Source organism: Vibrio thalassae, assembly GCF_900089835.1.
GTDB classification, from domain to species: Bacteria; Pseudomonadota; Gammaproteobacteria; order Enterobacterales; family Vibrionaceae; genus Vibrio; species Vibrio thalassae.
This window is the reverse complement of sequence record NZ_OANU01000014.1, coordinates 34,189-50,199: the sequence shown is the minus strand read 5'-3', so window position 1 is coordinate 50,199 and position 16,011 is coordinate 34,189. Positions and strand designations below refer to the sequence as shown.

At 44.5% G+C, this 16,011-nt stretch carries 15 protein-coding genes; 10 read left to right on the top strand and 5 right to left on the bottom strand.

Translation table 11 applies throughout. The features are described from left to right. Positions 1-8: 8 nt before the first annotated feature. From VTH8203_RS07305 to VTH8203_RS07290, 4 genes are all read right to left on the bottom strand, one after another. Positions 9-2,210 (bottom strand): YjbH domain-containing protein, encoded by a 2,202-nt coding sequence (locus VTH8203_RS07305; protein WP_167385796.1) that lies wholly within the window; start codon positions 2,208-2,210, stop codon positions 9-11. After that, positions 2,200-2,961 carry a capsule biosynthesis GfcC D2 domain-containing protein gene (locus VTH8203_RS07300; RefSeq protein WP_096993071.1) on the bottom strand — a complete coding sequence of 254 codons (762 nt, stop codon included), beginning with the start codon at positions 2,959-2,961 and terminating at the stop codon, positions 2,200-2,202. The genes VTH8203_RS07305 and VTH8203_RS07300 overlap by 11 nt, the downstream gene beginning before the upstream one ends. A 264-nt stretch (positions 2,962-3,225) precedes the next feature. Further along, on the bottom strand, positions 3,226-3,876 hold the full coding sequence (locus VTH8203_RS07295) for a YjbF family lipoprotein (protein WP_158296076.1): 651 nt from the start codon (positions 3,874-3,876) through the stop codon (positions 3,226-3,228). Positions 3,877-3,982: 106 nt separating this feature from the next. Further along, positions 3,983-4,207, bottom strand: a complete 225-nt coding sequence (locus tag VTH8203_RS07290; protein WP_096993069.1) for a hypothetical protein — start codon at positions 4,205-4,207, stop codon at positions 3,983-3,985. A 263-nt stretch (positions 4,208-4,470) separates the two neighbouring features. On the opposite strand from VTH8203_RS07290, the gene rfaD reads away from it, so the two are divergent. The 9 genes from rfaD to waaA all read left to right on the top strand — a co-directional run bounded on the left by rfaD (position 4,471) and on the right by waaA (position 14,122). Then, positions 4,471-5,415 carry an ADP-glyceromanno-heptose 6-epimerase gene (gene rfaD, locus VTH8203_RS07285; protein ID WP_096993068.1) on the top strand — a complete coding sequence of 315 codons (945 nt, stop codon included), beginning with the start codon at positions 4,471-4,473 and terminating at the stop codon, positions 5,413-5,415. Between the two features lie 105 nt (positions 5,416-5,520). Next, entirely contained in the window at positions 5,521-7,290 is a 1,770-nt protein-coding gene (locus VTH8203_RS07280; RefSeq protein ID WP_096993067.1) for a bifunctional glycosyltransferase family 4 protein/polysaccharide deacetylase, read from the top strand. A 3-nt stretch (positions 7,291-7,293) separates the two neighbouring features. After that, positions 7,294-8,376 (top strand): glycosyltransferase family 9 protein, encoded by a 1,083-nt coding sequence (locus VTH8203_RS07275; RefSeq protein WP_096993066.1) that lies wholly within the window; start codon positions 7,294-7,296, stop codon positions 8,374-8,376. A gap of 5 nt (positions 8,377-8,381) precedes the next feature. Then, positions 8,382-9,398, top strand: coding sequence for a lipopolysaccharide heptosyltransferase II (waaF, locus tag VTH8203_RS07270; protein WP_096993065.1), 1,017 nt, complete (start codon positions 8,382-8,384; stop codon positions 9,396-9,398). 10 nt (positions 9,399-9,408) lie between these two features. After that, on the top strand, positions 9,409-10,650 hold the full coding sequence (locus tag VTH8203_RS07265) for an O-antigen ligase family protein (protein ID WP_096993064.1): 1,242 nt from the start codon (positions 9,409-9,411) through the stop codon (positions 10,648-10,650). After that, complete coding sequence (locus tag VTH8203_RS07260) at positions 10,650-11,465, top strand: glycosyltransferase (RefSeq protein WP_096993063.1); 816 nt, start codon at positions 10,650-10,652, stop codon at positions 11,463-11,465. The genes VTH8203_RS07265 and VTH8203_RS07260 overlap by 1 nt, the downstream gene beginning before the upstream one ends. Continuing rightward, entirely contained in the window at positions 11,462-12,430 is a 969-nt protein-coding gene (locus tag VTH8203_RS07255) for a glycosyltransferase family 2 protein (RefSeq protein WP_096993062.1), read from the top strand. The genes VTH8203_RS07260 and VTH8203_RS07255 overlap by 4 nt, the downstream gene beginning before the upstream one ends. Continuing rightward, a complete protein-coding gene (locus VTH8203_RS07250; protein ID WP_244181160.1) occupies positions 12,405-12,839 on the top strand; it encodes a GtrA family protein in 435 nt (144 codons plus the stop codon). The genes VTH8203_RS07255 and VTH8203_RS07250 overlap by 26 nt, the downstream gene beginning before the upstream one ends. Positions 12,840-12,850: 11 nt before the next feature. Continuing rightward, the gene (gene waaA, locus VTH8203_RS07245; protein ID WP_096993060.1) at positions 12,851-14,122 is read left to right on the top strand and encodes a lipid IV(A) 3-deoxy-D-manno-octulosonic acid transferase; all 1,272 of its coding nucleotides are present in this window, start codon (positions 12,851-12,853) and stop codon (positions 14,120-14,122) included. Here waaA and VTH8203_RS07240 read toward each other — a convergent pair. Then, a complete protein-coding gene (locus VTH8203_RS07240) occupies positions 14,119-14,808 on the bottom strand; it encodes a 3-deoxy-D-manno-octulosonic acid kinase (RefSeq protein ID WP_096993059.1) in 690 nt (229 codons plus the stop codon). The genes waaA and VTH8203_RS07240 overlap by 4 nt on opposite strands. 119 nt (positions 14,809-14,927) lie before the next feature. Between VTH8203_RS07240 and VTH8203_RS07235 the strand changes: the two genes are divergently transcribed. Then, positions 14,928-15,980, top strand: a complete 1,053-nt coding sequence (locus VTH8203_RS07235) for a glycosyltransferase family 9 protein (RefSeq protein WP_096993058.1) — start codon at positions 14,928-14,930, stop codon at positions 15,978-15,980. Positions 15,981-16,011: the final 31 nt, after the last annotated feature.

Here is a 16,011-nt window from a genome sequence, read left to right as displayed (position 1 = left end):
ACTCTTAGTTATTGGGTATCTAGCTGATTCGGTCTTTGTAGCCAAGGTGACCTTGAATCTGTCACACTAAACAACTCGTACTTGCGCCCAAGCATTTGACCTCCGTCTCGAGTAATTGGCTGCCAGTTGAAGTTTGCTCGATTATTGCTTGGCTTCACCGTCATAATGTCGAATGGGATAGAGACATAGAATCCTTTAGTAAAGCTGCCCTCACCGAACTCTTCAGAACTTAAGTTAGAGAAACTTGCATAAGCTCCTGCAATCACACCACTCTTAAACTGTTTAGAGAAGTCCACACGAGTACCGATATCACCCGCTAAGAACTGACCAACACCAACCTTAAGCAAAGTATTATCGATAAATGACCACTGTGGCATGTAGTACCCAGTCAAGAACCCAGTTGTGCCTTTAGTAATGACTTTGAATGGACGCCCATATTCTGGGATGTTTTGCTGCTCTTCAGTGAAAACCCCAAAAGGGCTTGAAGGGTCGCGCTGAGACACTAGGTTGATGTCAGCACCTATGGCCCAGTTCTTATTCATCGGTCGGTACAATAACTCACCACCTGCACCCGCAAACATAGTTTCTAGATAACCACCATAAAACTGACCATAAAACCCATTGCCAAATTCTTGGAACCAAGTCGCTTGCAGGTTTTTCACCCATAATGTGTTATCTGATACATAGGCGCGGAACAAAGTTCGAACCCTAGGCACATCAGTACCATCTGGCGGCACGATATAGTTAAACTTGTCATAGTTATCGACAATATTAAGATGAACCGTACCCGATAAGTTAAGGTTTCGAGTTGCCCATAGCTCTGCACCCGCATCTAGGCCAATTTCATACAGATAGAAGCTTTCTGCCGATCCTATAGATTGTGCCAGCGTCGGAGATATTGAGTAATCCCAGCGGTCAAAGTCGTCACGTACGACAGTACTGTTCACTGGCTTAGAAACACCACTCATGGCAATCGCATCTGTTTCACTTTGGTCAAGTGACTGCTCGACAGCAATGCGCTTAAAGTCGTTGGCATTTACCGTCGCAGTGGTTAACGGCAGATGCTGTTTAGTTTCTACGATTTTGTAAGTATCAATCGACTTTGGAAGGTGGTTTGCGAGCACGCCAGCTGCTCTCTGCTGCGCCTCTTGTCTGTCTCGGTATTTGGTTTGTTCACCAATGATCGTGACCGTAGCTCCCGACTGCTCAATCATGACATTGTCATAACCAGCATTCGTTTTCAGCTCACCAATCACGGTATCCCAGTCTACTTGCTGATCATTACTAGCATAGGCCGTTGGTCTTGGCTCTGGCTTAGGCTCATCTAGCCAATGCGCTTTCATCTCATTAAAGTTAGTACGCAAAGTCAGGCCTAGCGCTACTGAATTGCCTCGTTGATAGCTCACGCGGGCATCGCCCCAATTACCTAATCGGTACAAGGCACCAAAGTTCCATGGTGTGGCTGGCGTCATATCCACGCCACCTCGATAAACCGGGAAATCTCCGGAGTAATCGTTGGAATCATATTCAACTTTGAAGCGCAGTGGTTGCCATGGGGTTTGATACTCGACACCGCCAAATAACGCCGCGGGGCCTTTAAACCAACGCTCGTAATCAACCATACCGCCGCTGCCTTTTACGTCTGATGGTCGAGAACAGTAGCCATCACTAATTTTACAGAACGGATTGGCAATATTATTTCGGGTGCCTAAATACCCCCATCCCATACCTAGGGTAAAATCGACGTTTTCATAGCGCTTCGTCGCGGCAATAAATTCGCCATCAAATAAACCTGTGCCTCCAAAATCGCGCAAACCTATGGAGGTTTCTGGCAGGTATTTTCCTTCTTGCCATAAACGGAATTTGAGATCGATACCTTTGTCGGTATATTTGGTATCTCCACTAAATCCCGGGTCGTTACTATAAAGGAGGTCTTGCACCATGGTGTAACGAATCGTAGTTTCAAGCCAAGGCATCACTTGCAGGCTGATATTGTATTTATGGTATTGGTCGCTCCAGTCACCATTAATACTAAACTCACCTTCGGCAGCCATGCGGCCTGTTGGCATTTGCATCAGACCTACGCCGCCAAAATCGGATTGAGAAGGTTTTAACGTTGCTGGCTCAAACGCATCCGCCCAAACGGTAGCACTAAAACTTGAGGCAATCGCCACTGCAACAAGGGAAGGTTTCATTTTATTATTGGTCATTATTGATTACCTTGTGACGCAGCAGTTGAACGATGTCTTGGTTGAGAGTTTTCAGCTCAGAAGGCAGAGACTTAATCGGGATATAGATAATGGCACCAGGAGCAATAAAGTGAGGTTTAAAGTTCCAAGCTCCGTATTGAGCTTCCATTACTTTTCCATCAGGCTGAATGATAGTTGCTGTGCCGTCGTATGCTGCTTCGGATTTTATGTTTCCAAGCATGGCGAAGTAGTCAGCTAAGAACCACTGGGCATGTTGTTTGACTTCTTCAGCCTTTTTAACAGCACCAAGAAAGTAGATGTTGTTAATTCGTGGAGCGATATTGAGTTGGTAGCTTCCAATTAAAAGAGGATTACCTTTTCGTTGGGACTGAACAACATCGTAATCAAGAGAAGTAAATTCACGATAATGAAACTTTGATGCGTTGATTTGCTCTGAGATTGACTGTGAATCAAGTTCTGGTTTTATTTGAGCGAGGTCTGACAGTTGACTCAATACCTGTTGCTTCATTTCATCAACGATTACTTGTTTTTTAGAATCAAACAGTTGAGCTTGGACTGGTTCAAAACGAACCTGTTTTTCTTGGGCTTGTTTCTGAACATCCCGAAGTATTGTTTCAAGACGCACTGACTGTGGATAGTCTAGACGAACACCTTGATTGGGTAACAGTACCGAGAGTTCTGCAGCGATAGACAAAATAGGTGCGCACAGTAGCGTCGCTAGTAGTAATTGTTTTATGCGTCCCTGTAGCATAGGGTGTCCTTTTCTTAGGTGCTAATTCGCCATCTTGGAAGTTGAGTCCTCTTGCAGCGAGTCATGCGCTTTGAGAGATCCTCGTTTTCACGAGGATGACGACTATTTTTATTTGTGCTGGGTGTGGCCAAGTTCTCTACATCCGTCATTCCCTTGAAAAAGGGAATCTCATGCAGCGAGTCACGCGCTTTGGGAGCTCCTCGTTTTTACGAGGATGACGACTTTTCTACTCTGTGACCGTGTATGACTCGGTCTCATGATTTTCTAAATCGTTGGTTGCTTCAGCAACGTTAGCTCAATGGTGCTCATATCAGGACCTATTTGCTCTATCGACTTGATCACTTTTCCAGTCGACGTATCTTTCCAATAGGTGTTAATGAGCTCACCATCAATTGCGTCAAAAACTACAGATTCTGTATACCTTGCGGTTTGATATGAACCGACAGCGGTCGAAATCGTCTCTTTACCCGCTAGGAATTCCGTGGCCAATCCCTGATAACCGTAGCGATAATTTGGCATCCAGTCGTAGGTGACTTTCCATGAGCTGGTCGTTTGTTGCTCTCTTTGTATGCCTTGCAGGTTATCCCCAAACAACCCTATCGTTTTTACGATTCGACCATTTTCGGTAATGATCATCGCTCGATCTGATGACATCCATTTATACTGAGTCACACCAGTGTTTGGATTCGGTTGTGCAAACGCGAGGACAACGAAAATCTGCGGGCCTTCGTTTATGCGCACATAAGCGCTGGCATACGGCAGTTGCTTGATTTTTTCGGGCGTCAGTGCAATATCGTCGGCACCAAATAACGCCTCAGCCATGGTTGCATTGACATCTTGAAAACGTTGGGAGCAAGCGGATAGAAACAGTAGACAGAAGAGTGCTAAAAACGATTTGGGGTTCATTTGAGACATTCTTGGATCTTCGCTGGGATTCTGGGTTCTAGAAAATCTAGAACCAAAACAAAAAGCCCCCTTACGATACAGCATGTAAGAGGAGCTCAAGCTGACTAACTAAAAATTAGTTTGCAGCCGTTACTGTGGTTGTTGTTGCGGTAGAATCGTCAGACGAGGCAACAGCGACAACTGCTACGGCCGCTGCTGCACCCACTGCGATAGCACCTGTTGTTGCTGCACCTGCTGCTGCGCCACTTGCACTTGCGCCTGCAGCGCCCGCTTCAGTCTCTGCGAATGCTGGATTAGCCAAGCCTGCCGCAATCGCCATTACTAGTGCGATTTTTTTCATGGTTATTTCCCTTTACTAAATTATCGATAATTCAGTGCACTCAGTTGACCACACTGACTCCTAATGTTAATGGAAAAAATAAACAGATGTAAAACGATATTTTAACCTTCCCATGACAAAAGTTAGCTTTTGACCACATCATCACGCTCTGAAAAAGATCCATAACGACCTCTCAGTAAACGAGAACTGAGTTACCTCGCTTTGAAGCGAACTGGAAATCTTATATACTCAACGCAATTATCCGATTCAAATGGAACCGTTTTATGATCATTGTAACTGGCGGCGCTGGCATGATTGGCAGCAACATTATTAAAGCACTTAACGAAGCAGGCTTAAATGATATTCTGGTAGTCGACAACCTTAAAAATGGACGTAAGTTCAAAAACTTGGTTGACCTTGATATTACTGACTATATGGATCGCGATGACTTTTTAACGCAAGTTATGGCCGGCGATGATTTTGGACCTATCGAAGCGGTATTCCACGAAGGTGCATGCTCAGCGACCACAGAGTGGGATGGCAAGTATGTCATGCTAAATAACTATGAGTATTCAAAAGAGTTACTACATTACTGTTTAGACCGTGAAATTCCGTTCCTTTATGCCTCTTCTGCAGCAACATACGGTGAAACCACAGTATTCAAAGAAGAGCGCCAATACGAAGGTGCGTTGAACGTTTATGGTTACTCTAAGCAGCAGTTTGATAACTATGTTCGCCGTCTAACCGCAGATGCTGAAGCTCATGGTGAGAAACTGTCGCAAATTACTGGATTCCGTTACTTCAATGTTTATGGTCCACGTGAACAGCACAAAGGCAGTATGGCTTCTGTGGCATTCCATCTGAATAATCAAATGAACGCGGGTGAGAATCCTAAATTATTTGAAGGTAGCGCCCAGTTTAAGCGCGACTTCGTTTATGTTGGTGACGTGGCTAAAGTCAATCTGTGGTTTATGGAAAATGGCGTGTCGGGTATTTTTAATTGCGGCACCGGCAATGCAGAGACGTTTGAGGCTATTGCTGAAGCGGCGATCAAGCATCACGGTAAAGGTGAGATTGAGAATATTCCGTTCCCGGACCATTTGAAAGGCGCTTATCAAGAGTTTACAGAAGCTGATTTAACCAACCTGCGCGCTGCGGGTTGCGATGTGGAGTTTAAGACTGTAGCTGAAGGTGTTGCTGAGTATTTGGCGATTGTGAACGGTAAGTAACAGGGCTTTACGTGATTCGTGTTATTTAATAGCGTCACTTGCTGTGGGAGATCCTCGTTTTCACGAGGATGACGCAAGTGTTAACAACATAGAAGATATTTATTAATGAACATTCTGATGGCCCTTTCTCAATTAGAGGTGACTGGAGCTGAAGTTTATGCAACAACAGTCGGAAACGAGTTAACCGCTCGGGGTCATAATGTGTTTTATGTCTCTGATACGCTAACAAAGCCCCATGACGGCCCATTTTTCTCATTGCGATTTAACAAACGCAGCGTTCCGCGTCGCTTTTGGCATGTGGGTTATCTTATATACCTAATCAAAAAACATAATATCCAGCTAGTCCATGCGCACTCTCGTGCATCAAGCTGGAGTTGTCATGTCGCTTGTAAGTTGACTGGTACGCCAATGGTGACAACCGTTCATGGTCGTCAACCTGTGCATGCTTCGCGGAAAAAGTTTCATGCTATGGGCGATAAAGCACTACCAGTTTGTGAGGCGATTCGCGATCAATTACACAACGACTTAGCCGTCCCATTAGAACAAATGGAAGTAAGTCGCAATGGTATTGAAACTGACAACTTCAAATGGGTTGAAGCTCCTAATAACATCAAGCCGGTTATTACCATTGTTGGTCGCTTAACGGGTCCAAAAGGCGATCTCTGTTATCGCTTGCTTGATGAGTGCTTAGATGCTGACAAATACGATATTCGTGTGGTCACAGGCTCTAAATTTGAAACGCGATTCGATAAATTTACCTCCACGGTTAACTTTGTTGGTTATACCAATGATGTGCCGACAATGCTAAGTGAAGCAGATTTGGTCATTGGGGCTGGGCGTGTTGCTATGGAGTCGTTGCTATGCGGCCGACCTACTCTCGCGGTTGGTGAAGCAAAATGTGTTGGTATCGTTAACGAAGAAAATATTACTGAAGCAATGGCGACTAACTTTGGTGATATAGGACCAAAAGACCTCGATATCGACTTTAACTCGATTCCTGCTCTTGTTGAGCAAGGTCTTGCTTCTGCACACTGTTCATCAACCACCAGCGACACGATACGTGAACACTATACGTTGTCGACTATTGTTGATCAGATTGAGGACATTTATCAGGATGTCTATGTCACCAAACTAAGGCGTGAGATGCCAGTCATCATGTATCACCGGTTTATTAGCGATGACAGTGGAAAAGGCGTTCACGGTACCTATTTGCATATCAATATGTTTGATAAACATATGGCCTTGTTAAACAAAATGGGATTCGAAACGTTAACCTTTGAGGATCTTCAGGATGGACGTTTAATTCGCAGGCTCGAAGCAGGTAAACGTTACATTATGCTGACGGTCGACGATGGTTATGTTGATAACTTAGAGCTAATGCTTCCCGTTTTACAAAAGTACGATTTTAAAGCTGTGGTTTATGTGGTGACGGGTGAAACGTTTAATCGCTGGGATGTCGAAAACCCTAGTAACCCGGAAAAGTCAGTACCCTTGATGAACGCGGAGCAAGTCCAGCAATTAGCACAATCCGGCAACATCGAAATCGGTGGGCATACGTTAACTCACCCTAAACTTGACACTTTGACCGACGAACAACAACGTTATGAGATTGTCGAGAATAAAAAAACATTGGAGCAAATATTAGGCAAACCATTAACCTCGTTTGCTTATCCATTTGGTGAGCATAACCAAGCTTCTAAAGACATCGCCCAAGATGCCGGTTACCAATACGCGGTTGCAACGAATTCTGGTCCACTTCTGTTCCATAAAGATCCTTACCAAATACGACGTATTGCGATTTTCCCGAAAACCGATGTGTTTGGGTTATGGCGCAAGATTCGTGGTAATTATCTGTTTAGAAAAGTGAAGAACTGATCAATGAGACAACTTATTTCAAGATTGCAGCTTTTGCGGGATCAAATACGCCAAAAGTTGGGCATTGCTTTGTTCGATAAAGCTCGTTCAACAAACTCGCTTGATCCAAAATCGATACAACATGTTGTGATCTTGAGAGTCGATGCCAAGCTTGGTGACTCTTTTGTTTCCTCGTTCGTCGCTAAAGACATTAAGGCATTTAATCCTGCTATCAAAGTAACCGTTGTAACAACAAGCGCAATGCGTTCCCTATTCTTGGATTATTGGGGGGCAGATGAAGTTATCGAGCTTAAAAAAAGACCTAAGTATCGCGATATTACAAACGCTTGCCGACAAATAGGTGATTGTGACTTACTCGTCTCGCTGACCCTCAATCCTAAGATGAAAGATTTGTTCTTTTTAAGTCAGTGTCGAGCTAAACATATTGCGGGCCTTAAAGACTCTTTGAAAATCGTTGATATCAAACTTGGTGAGAAAACTCGTTCGATGCATTTCGCAGAACGCTTTGCCTATCTATTAGAAGAAATCGGTATCACAGCGCACGCTCGACGTTACGTAATTCCACAAGACCAACACTCTATTGCAACGGCAGACTCATACATAGCAGCGCACTCTGCGACACCGTTTTGTGTGCTCAACGCCTATGGTAGTGGCAATTCGAGAAAGCTTAATGGTGAATCCATCAAGCGCCTCGTCACCATGGTTAAACGTCACGACAAACATTTGAACGTCATTCTGATCTCCTCACCAGATACGGTCGCAATAACAAACGAATATATAAAGCAATATCAGTTAGATGCATTACACTATGATGTATCGCGTTCTATTCTTGATGTAGCAAGTCTCGTAGCGAGATCAGAGTTTGTCATCTCAGTGGATACTGCCATTGTGCATATGGCAACGGGTTTAAATAAACCTCAACTGGCACTTTACAATCCCGACCCCGATAACTTTAACCAATGGCACCCTAATTCTGATCGCGCTTATACAAGCGTAGCCCTTGAGACCGACATTCCAGATATCAATATGCTCGATTGGAATGATATTGAACAAAAGCTCAAGCAGATAATAGACACTATCGGCTGATTTATATGAAAATATTAGTAGTAGGCCCCTCATGGGTCGGAGACATGGTAATGTCTCAAAGTTTGTACAAAGCGATTAAAGACAAGCATCCCACGGCGACCATTGATGTCCTCGCTCCGGCTTGGTGCCGTCCAATCTTAGAGCGCATGCCTGAGATCAATCAAACGATAGAAATGCCTATCGGTCATGGCTCGTTTAACCTTAAAGGTCGCTGGCAAATCGGTCGAGAGCTTAAAGCCGCTCGTTATAGTCATGCATTTGTCCTTCCCAATTCAGCAAAGTCCGCCCTGATTCCTCTCTTCGCGCGTATCCCTAATCGCATAGGGTGGAAAGGTGAAATGCGTTACGGACTGCTTACTGACCTAAGGCCTAACAAACGTATCTTTCAATATTATGTTGAACGGTTTGTTGCACTTGCCTCCAGCAAAGAGGCAATGATGGATGAAGTGAGTCTAGAGCGCTGTCCTCGTCCATCTCTTACCGTAAACTCCGCTGCTCAATCTGCAGCACTCGATAAGTTTGCAATATCTCATCAACGCCTAGCGATAGGCTTATGCCCCGGCGCAGAGTTTGGTCCATCTAAACGTTGGCCCGAGCACTACTACGCACAGGTTGCTCAACACGCGATAGAGCAAGGCAAACAAGTATTATTGTTTGGCTCAGCGAAAGATCGTGAAGTAACAAGTCAAATCGAAGCATTGTTAACAGAAGAAGCAAGGAAGTACTGTACGAATTTAGCAGGAAATACTTCTCTCATTGAAGCGATAGACTTACTTGCCGCCTGTGATACGGTGGTGAGTAATGATTCGGGATTAATGCATGTTTCCGCTGCTGTGGGATGTAATATTATCGCTATCTACGGTTCAAGCTCTCCGGATTACACGCCACCACTGAGTAACAACGTCTCTATCGTCAATACTGATATAGAATGCCGACCATGCTTTAAAAGAGTGTGCCCACTTGGTCATATGGATTGTCTAAACCAACTGACACCAGACACGGTCATTCGATTAATAAAGTGAAGATATCAGTATGAACAATAACTCTATTTATATGCGCGCAACACAAGTGACTGTTGCTTTCACTTTTTTTACTCTATTTGTCTCCAAAGCGGGAATGAATATCGCCTTTGCTCTCATTCTGCTTACAGCTTTGGCTGGAATGATGACTAAACAAACCGTTCTATCTGACCAACCTTTTCATCGTAACATTACGATAGCGTGTATTTCTCTTTATGTTCTCGGGCTTATTACTACTTTTATTGAACCGTTAAGTACACAAGACTTCTCTTGGTTTGCTAGAAAAGGGGCGTTCTTATTGCTAGTCCCCTTTTTTATTCCAATGGTACAGCAACATCAACGCACTGCTCTAAATGCACTGCTACTCGGTGTCATCGTCGCCCTAGCTTACTGCGTGTATGTCTATGTCGTGCAGAATTCTTTTCCTCAAGGGCGACTCCGACTCCACAGTTTTTGGGATGTCGGACGCTGGAGTGAGATCCTCGCCTACTTCATCGCTTTGTGTATCGGACTCACCTACTATCGCGGTGTGGTAGCACAGAAGAGGCGAGTACTGTTGATCATACTGGCAACCTTATGCTTTGTTGCTTTACTCGCAAGCGGCTCTCGGGGACCATTGCTATTTGTCGCGATGACAGTCTTCATGTTCCTTGCATTGGAAAACAAGAAATTATTTTTACTTTCTTTACTCGCTTTAGGGGCTCTACTCTTTTTGTCTCGAGAATCCAGCACTTTTTCTGGTATTTACGACAATGTCGCCAGTATTTTCGCCAACAATAACGAATCAAATAATGCTCGATTTTTAATGTGGAATAATGGCATCGGTTTTACCTTAGATAATATTGAAAACCACCTTTCTGTGTTCTTGTTTGGGACTGGAGACCATCAGATTGAAACTCTTTACTCTCAATATTTGCAATCCATAGGCTCAATCGAAGAGATGCAGCAAAGAGTTAACAATCAAATGTCTTTGAATGATTTTCATAATCAGTACATCGATAATTTAGTCCGTATGGGTATCATCTATACCCTTTGTTACCTAGGTTTTTTAGTGACTCTATTAATTGGATTTACAAAGCAATTAATAACTGGAAGTAAGGTTGCTTGGGCGGGGATACTACTTATTCTCACCTATGCCGGCATTGGCTTGGTATACAGCAATAATCTTGAATTTCAGACTGCTATATTTTTCTTTATGCTAACTCTAATTTTGGCTTGGCCACCAAAACCGCAAACGCTGAGGAGCAATCACTAATGAGTGGAAGTATTGAGGTCATTATGGCCGCTTACAATAATGTTCGTGACATGCAACTTGTTTTCGAGGGTTACTTAAGACAGACCGACAAAAGCTTTCAACTCTGCATCGCTGATGACGGCTCGGGACCAGAAGTAAAAACATTAGTTGATCTGTATAGCGCTCTTGGTCTAAACATAAGACATATTTGGCAACCCGATAACGGTTTTAGAAAAACGAGCATTGTCAACCGAGCCATTGCTAGTTCTGACGCCGAGTATATCATCTTCACTGATAACGACTGTATTCCTTCAAAGTACTACATAGAAGATTACCGTCACTATCTTTGCAGCGACAAGATACTAATCGGTCGACGCGTTGACATGTATAATGGGGCAAGTCACCTTTTGCGCACTCACCAAGTATCACTGGATACGCTTGAAAAACCTGTTTGGTTGCTCTGGCACGCGATAAAACGTAATCTCAAACGCCCCGAAATGGGGATCCGCTTTCCAGAGTTTGTAGTCAACTTCTGGAACAAAAAGAAAAGAGGTGCTATCGGCGCCAACATGGCGATGCCGAGAAAGTCATTAATTGAAGTGAATGGCTATGATGCAGATTTTGAAGGCTACGGTATGGAAGAAACTGACTTGCTCTATCGTTTAAATGCTCAGGGTTATAAAAACCAAACGGTGCTTGGGCGATGTGCAATGTATCATCTTTACCACAAAGAAAAACAACAGGGGCCTGAAGCTTCTGAGATGTTTCAGCAAAAAAGAAAACAAAACTTAACTCGCTGCCTAAACGGCATCGACCAGATCAGAGAAAGCCAATGATTGTCACAAATCCAATAATCTCTATCGTTTGTCCTTGCTACAACGAAGAACAAGTCGTTGGGCTTTTCATGGAGCGTATTAGTGCCGTACTGAGCAGTACTAATTACGAATATGAGATCATTCTCATTAATGACGGCAGTAAAGACCGCACACTTGAGACCATTAAAAACCTCCAAACACAATATCCCGCTATTCGACTGATCAATCTATCTCGTAACTTTGGCAAAGAAGCCGCACTTACCGCTGGTATTGATGTCGCGCGCGGAGAAGTATTAATTCCTATCGATGCTGACTTACAAGACCCTCCAGAGCTTATTCATGATTTCTTGCGCGAATGGGAAAAGGGCTTTGATGTCGTCGTTGCGAAACGCGTTGATCGCAGCACAGACTCTTGGGCGAAAAAGCTAACGGCTGAGCTTTTCTATAAGTTTCACAATGCCGTCGCTCAAGTTGAGATTCCTGAAAATGTTGGAGACTTTCGACTCATTAACCGCCGAGTGGTAAAAGCCATTCAGCTCCTTCCAGAAAACCAACGTTTTATGAAAGGCATTTTCTCCTGGGTTGGCTTCAAAACTTCAGTGGTCGAGTATAAACGCGAAGCACGTGAAGCGGGAGAGACGAGCTTTAACGGTTGGAAACTTTGGAACTTTGCGCTTGATGGCATAACGAGTTTCAGTACCGCACCACTGCGCATTTGGCTCTATATTGGTTCGTTCATTTCCGCCTTGGCTTTTGTCTATGGCAGCTTTACGGTAGTGAAAACCTTAATCTACGGCATTGATGCACCGGGTTACGCGTCGTTGATCACTGTGATGCTTTTTCTCGGTGGTGTGCAGCTTATTGGGATTGGCGTGATGGGTGAATATATCGGACGCCTGTATATGGAATCCAAACGCAGACCGACTTACATCATTGAAGAAGATAGCCTCACGAGTACGAGTGAGCCAAAAGACCGAGTCGAGTAACATGGCCCAACTGCTCGATCGCTTACTACAATATCGATTGATTCGCTTTGCGTTGACTGGCGGTATTGCCACCGCCATTCATATTGCGGTCGCGTTTGTTTACTTGCACATGGTTCAGGATAACGTGTTCCTCGCCAACGTTTTTGGCTTTAGCTTGGCGTTTATCTTTTCATACTTCGCACAAACGCTATTGGTATTCAAAAAACCGGTCAATTGGAGTAACGCACTGCGATTTTTTATGGTGCAATTCGGCGCTTTGCTGGTTGCTCAAGGTATTAGCGAGATATTCTCAGACATAAACAGTTACTTGCGCGTCATTATGGTGGTGTTTATTTTACCTATTGTGACCTACATTATTCACAAGCTGTGGACCTTCTCAGATTCGCAACCTCCTCAGCACAAGTCATAGAGAAAAACACCATGCTTCGTTTGCTCTACACCCTGCTTCTTACCCTAGTTGCTCCGCTTTTTCTCTATGGTCTTTTTAAACAAAAGCCCGGCAAGCCTAGCGTTGGAAAACGTTGGAAGGAACATTTTGGAGCCACGGCTGAGATCGAACGAAATGAAGACCATCCTGTGGTATGGTTTCACGCGGTGTCGGTGGGAGAAGTTATTGCCGTTAGTCCACTGATTCGCCGTTATGCCAAAGCCAACCCTAGCCACAATATTGTTATAACGACCACTACACCTACCGGCGCTGAGCAAGCAGACAAGCTATCCGACATTGCTCAGCACCGATATATGCCGCTCGACTTTAGCTTTGCCATCAACGGTTTTCTAAATCGTGTTAAGCCTAGTCAATTCATCATAGTGGAGACAGAGCTTTGGCCGAACACTCTACGTGCGGTCAGTCGTGCTGCCATTCCAATCACTGTTATTAACGCTCGCCTGTCGGAGCGCTCTTGCCAGCGTTACGCTAAAGTAAAACCTTTCTTTTGGTTGGCCGCTCAACATATCGATAGCTTTTGCTGTCAGTTCAATGAAGACGCAGAGCGTTTTATTCGGCTCGGTGTCGACTCTGACCGAGTTTCGGTGACAGGTTCGATTAAGTTTGATATCGAAGTGCAACCTGAAAGTTTTGCACACGGTAAACAGCTTAGAGAGACACTAGGCACAACACGGCCTGTATGGATTGCAGCCAGCACACACGAAGGCGAAGATGAGAAGGTCATCGCGGCACACAAAACCTTGCTCCAAACGGTTCCTGATGCGCTATTGCTGTTAGTTCCTAGGCACCCAGAGCGCTTTAACCAAGTCGAAAAACTATGCATAGAATCCGGTTTTTCCGTTGAGCGGAAGAGCCAAACTCAGGGGCCAATTACCCATACCACTGCTATTTTTTTGGGTGATACCATGGGTGAGATGATGGCTTACCTAGCGGCCAGTGATGTGTGTTTTATGGGCGGCAGCTTAATCGGTAAAAAAGTGGGCGGACACAATGTGCTCGAGCCCGCTGCACTTGGCATACCCTGTATAACCGGACCAAGCTATTTCAACTTCACCCAAGTTGTTGAACAGATGTGCAGCTCAAACGCCATTGAGTTGGTGCAAGACGAGTACGAACTAGCGCAGAGGGTTGAATCACTATTGCAAAGCCCAGATGCACTCGCGGCATTGGCCAACTCAGCGCAGCAAGTAGTAAAGCAGAGCCAAGGCGCGATTGACCGAACACTGAAATCAGTAAGTGACTAAGGGCAGATTTGCAAAAAATCGTCGGCATGATAATGAATGCCGGCTCGCTGTACTTCTTTCTCAAACGAGCGCTCTAACCTATCATAGTTAGCCTGCTTCCAATCATCCCCTTGCTGGGTATGACACTTATCGAAATCGATGATCCATACCTTATCGGCACTATCTATCAGTATATTATGAATATTAAGATCAGTATGGTTCACCTGTGCATCGTGCATCTTGCGTATCTCGGCACCGATCTTTTGGTACATTTCGGCAGTTAGTGGTCCATCTTTTAGGATCGCCACTAAATCACGCGCATTGGCTACCTTTTCACTTAATAGATCGGCGCGATAATACGGACCTGTTTTTACTGCTCTTGCCGCAATTGGACGAGGAACGTTTACACCCGCCTCGATAAGAGTATGAAGCAGTTGAAACTCTTGATAACAGCGAGTTTGCTCCCAGCCAGAGAACCAGTATTGATCTTTAATGAGCTTTCCAAATAACCCACCTCGGCGATAATGACGCAAAGCTGCCGAAACGGTTTCCGTTTGCACAAACCACGTCGTGCCCCTCCCTTGTGCACTACCAAGAACACGCTGCTGTGCTTGCCAATATTTCGGCTCAAACACGCTCTGCACAGGCTCTTTTAGTAGCGTTTCATCAAACCAATAAACTACGTTGTTCTCTTGAATCTCTCTCACACTCTCGCCCTAAATCTCTATTCAAGCTTTTACTAATCACTCGCTCTATCTGTTTCTGATTTTACATTCAAACCGCCCCCCTGCATAATCTTTACATCTGTCCCTTGCTTTGCGATTTTATGGCACTTTTTGATACTTCTCCTAAATCCATTTGTATTTTGCGTCTGTCTGCCATTGGTGACGTCTGTAACACCATTGCAGCAGTACAAGCCATTCAAACCTATTGGCCCGAGACTAAAATAACTTGGATTACCAGTAAACTTGAAGCTCAGTTGCTTGAGAGCATTGCTGGTATCAAGGTTGTTGTATTTGATAAAAAAGCTGGTTGGCAAGGCTACAAACAACTTTGGCAGCAATTGAAAGGACAGCAGTTTGACGCTCTGTTACACATGCAATACGCATTTCGCGCTAGTATTGCGACATTAGGCATCAAGGCAAAATATAAACTTGGTTTTGATGAAGAGCGTGCGCAAGACTTTCAAGGGCTATTTACTAATGTAAAAGTTCCTTCCCCGAGAAAAATGCACGTTCTTGATGGGCTAATGGCTTTTACCGAAACACTGGGAATACCAGCTACAGAACCTAACTGGCAACTTCAATACTCTGAGGAAGAGTATGCCTGGGCTAAGCAATATATTGCTAATAAGCGTAATTTGGTCATCGTGCCCGCAGCAAGTAAAGGCTATAAGAACTGGACCGCCGAAGGCTATGCGGATGTGATTGAACATGCGATGCAGCTAGGCTGGAATATACTACTCGCGGGGAGCCCTGCTCAGATCGAAATTGAGCTTAGTGAAAAGATTGAGAAAAGCCTCTCATCGCCGATTACCAATCTGGTGGGTAAAAGTAGCTTACTCCAAATGCTTGCCCTTCTTGATCTAGCCGATTTAGTTATTGCGCCAGACACTGGCCCTACTCATATGGCTAACGCCATGGGAACGCCAGTTATTGGCCTGTATGCTCACCATAACCCTAAGCGAACCGGGCCGTATAACTATCAGGATTATGTCGTGTCTGTCTATGAAGAGGCAATTTTAGCTGAAACGGGAAAACCAAGTGCAGAGCTGAATTGGCGGGCTCGAGTTAAGGATAAAAAAGCAATGCAGCGAATTTCGTCAGATAACGTGATTGAAATGTTCGATCGGGTTATCGAGGCGGAAAGACTCGGTTAATCCAAGGGGTAAATCCACTGTCATCCGCTTG

Excerpts from the sequence above, each read along its gene's own strand:
- VTH8203_RS07305 (WP_167385796.1), bottom strand. The coding sequence starts at position 2,210 with ATGACCAATAATAAAATGAAACCTTCCCTTGTTGCAGTGGCGATTGCC.
- VTH8203_RS07300 (WP_096993071.1), bottom strand. The coding sequence starts at position 2,961 with ATGCTACAGGGACGCATAAAACAATTACTACTAGCGACGCTACTGTGC.
- VTH8203_RS07295 (WP_158296076.1), bottom strand. The coding sequence starts at position 3,876 with ATGTCTCAAATGAACCCCAAATCGTTTTTAGCACTCTTCTGTCTACTG.
- VTH8203_RS07290 (WP_096993069.1), bottom strand. The coding sequence starts at position 4,207 with ATGAAAAAAATCGCACTAGTAATGGCGATTGCGGCAGGCTTGGCTAAT.
- rfaD (WP_096993068.1), top strand. The coding sequence starts at position 4,471 with ATGATCATTGTAACTGGCGGCGCTGGCATGATTGGCAGCAACATTATT.
- VTH8203_RS07280 (WP_096993067.1), top strand. The coding sequence starts at position 5,521 with ATGAACATTCTGATGGCCCTTTCTCAATTAGAGGTGACTGGAGCTGAA.
- VTH8203_RS07275 (WP_096993066.1), top strand. The coding sequence starts at position 7,294 with ATGAGACAACTTATTTCAAGATTGCAGCTTTTGCGGGATCAAATACGC.
- waaF (WP_096993065.1), top strand. The coding sequence starts at position 8,382 with ATGAAAATATTAGTAGTAGGCCCCTCATGGGTCGGAGACATGGTAATG.
- VTH8203_RS07265 (WP_096993064.1), top strand. The coding sequence starts at position 9,409 with ATGAACAATAACTCTATTTATATGCGCGCAACACAAGTGACTGTTGCT.
- VTH8203_RS07260 (WP_096993063.1), top strand. The coding sequence starts at position 10,650 with ATGAGTGGAAGTATTGAGGTCATTATGGCCGCTTACAATAATGTTCGT.
- VTH8203_RS07255 (WP_096993062.1), top strand. The coding sequence starts at position 11,462 with ATGATTGTCACAAATCCAATAATCTCTATCGTTTGTCCTTGCTACAAC.
- waaA (WP_096993060.1), top strand. The coding sequence starts at position 12,851 with ATGCTTCGTTTGCTCTACACCCTGCTTCTTACCCTAGTTGCTCCGCTT.
- VTH8203_RS07235 (WP_096993058.1), top strand. The coding sequence starts at position 14,928 with ATGGCACTTTTTGATACTTCTCCTAAATCCATTTGTATTTTGCGTCTG.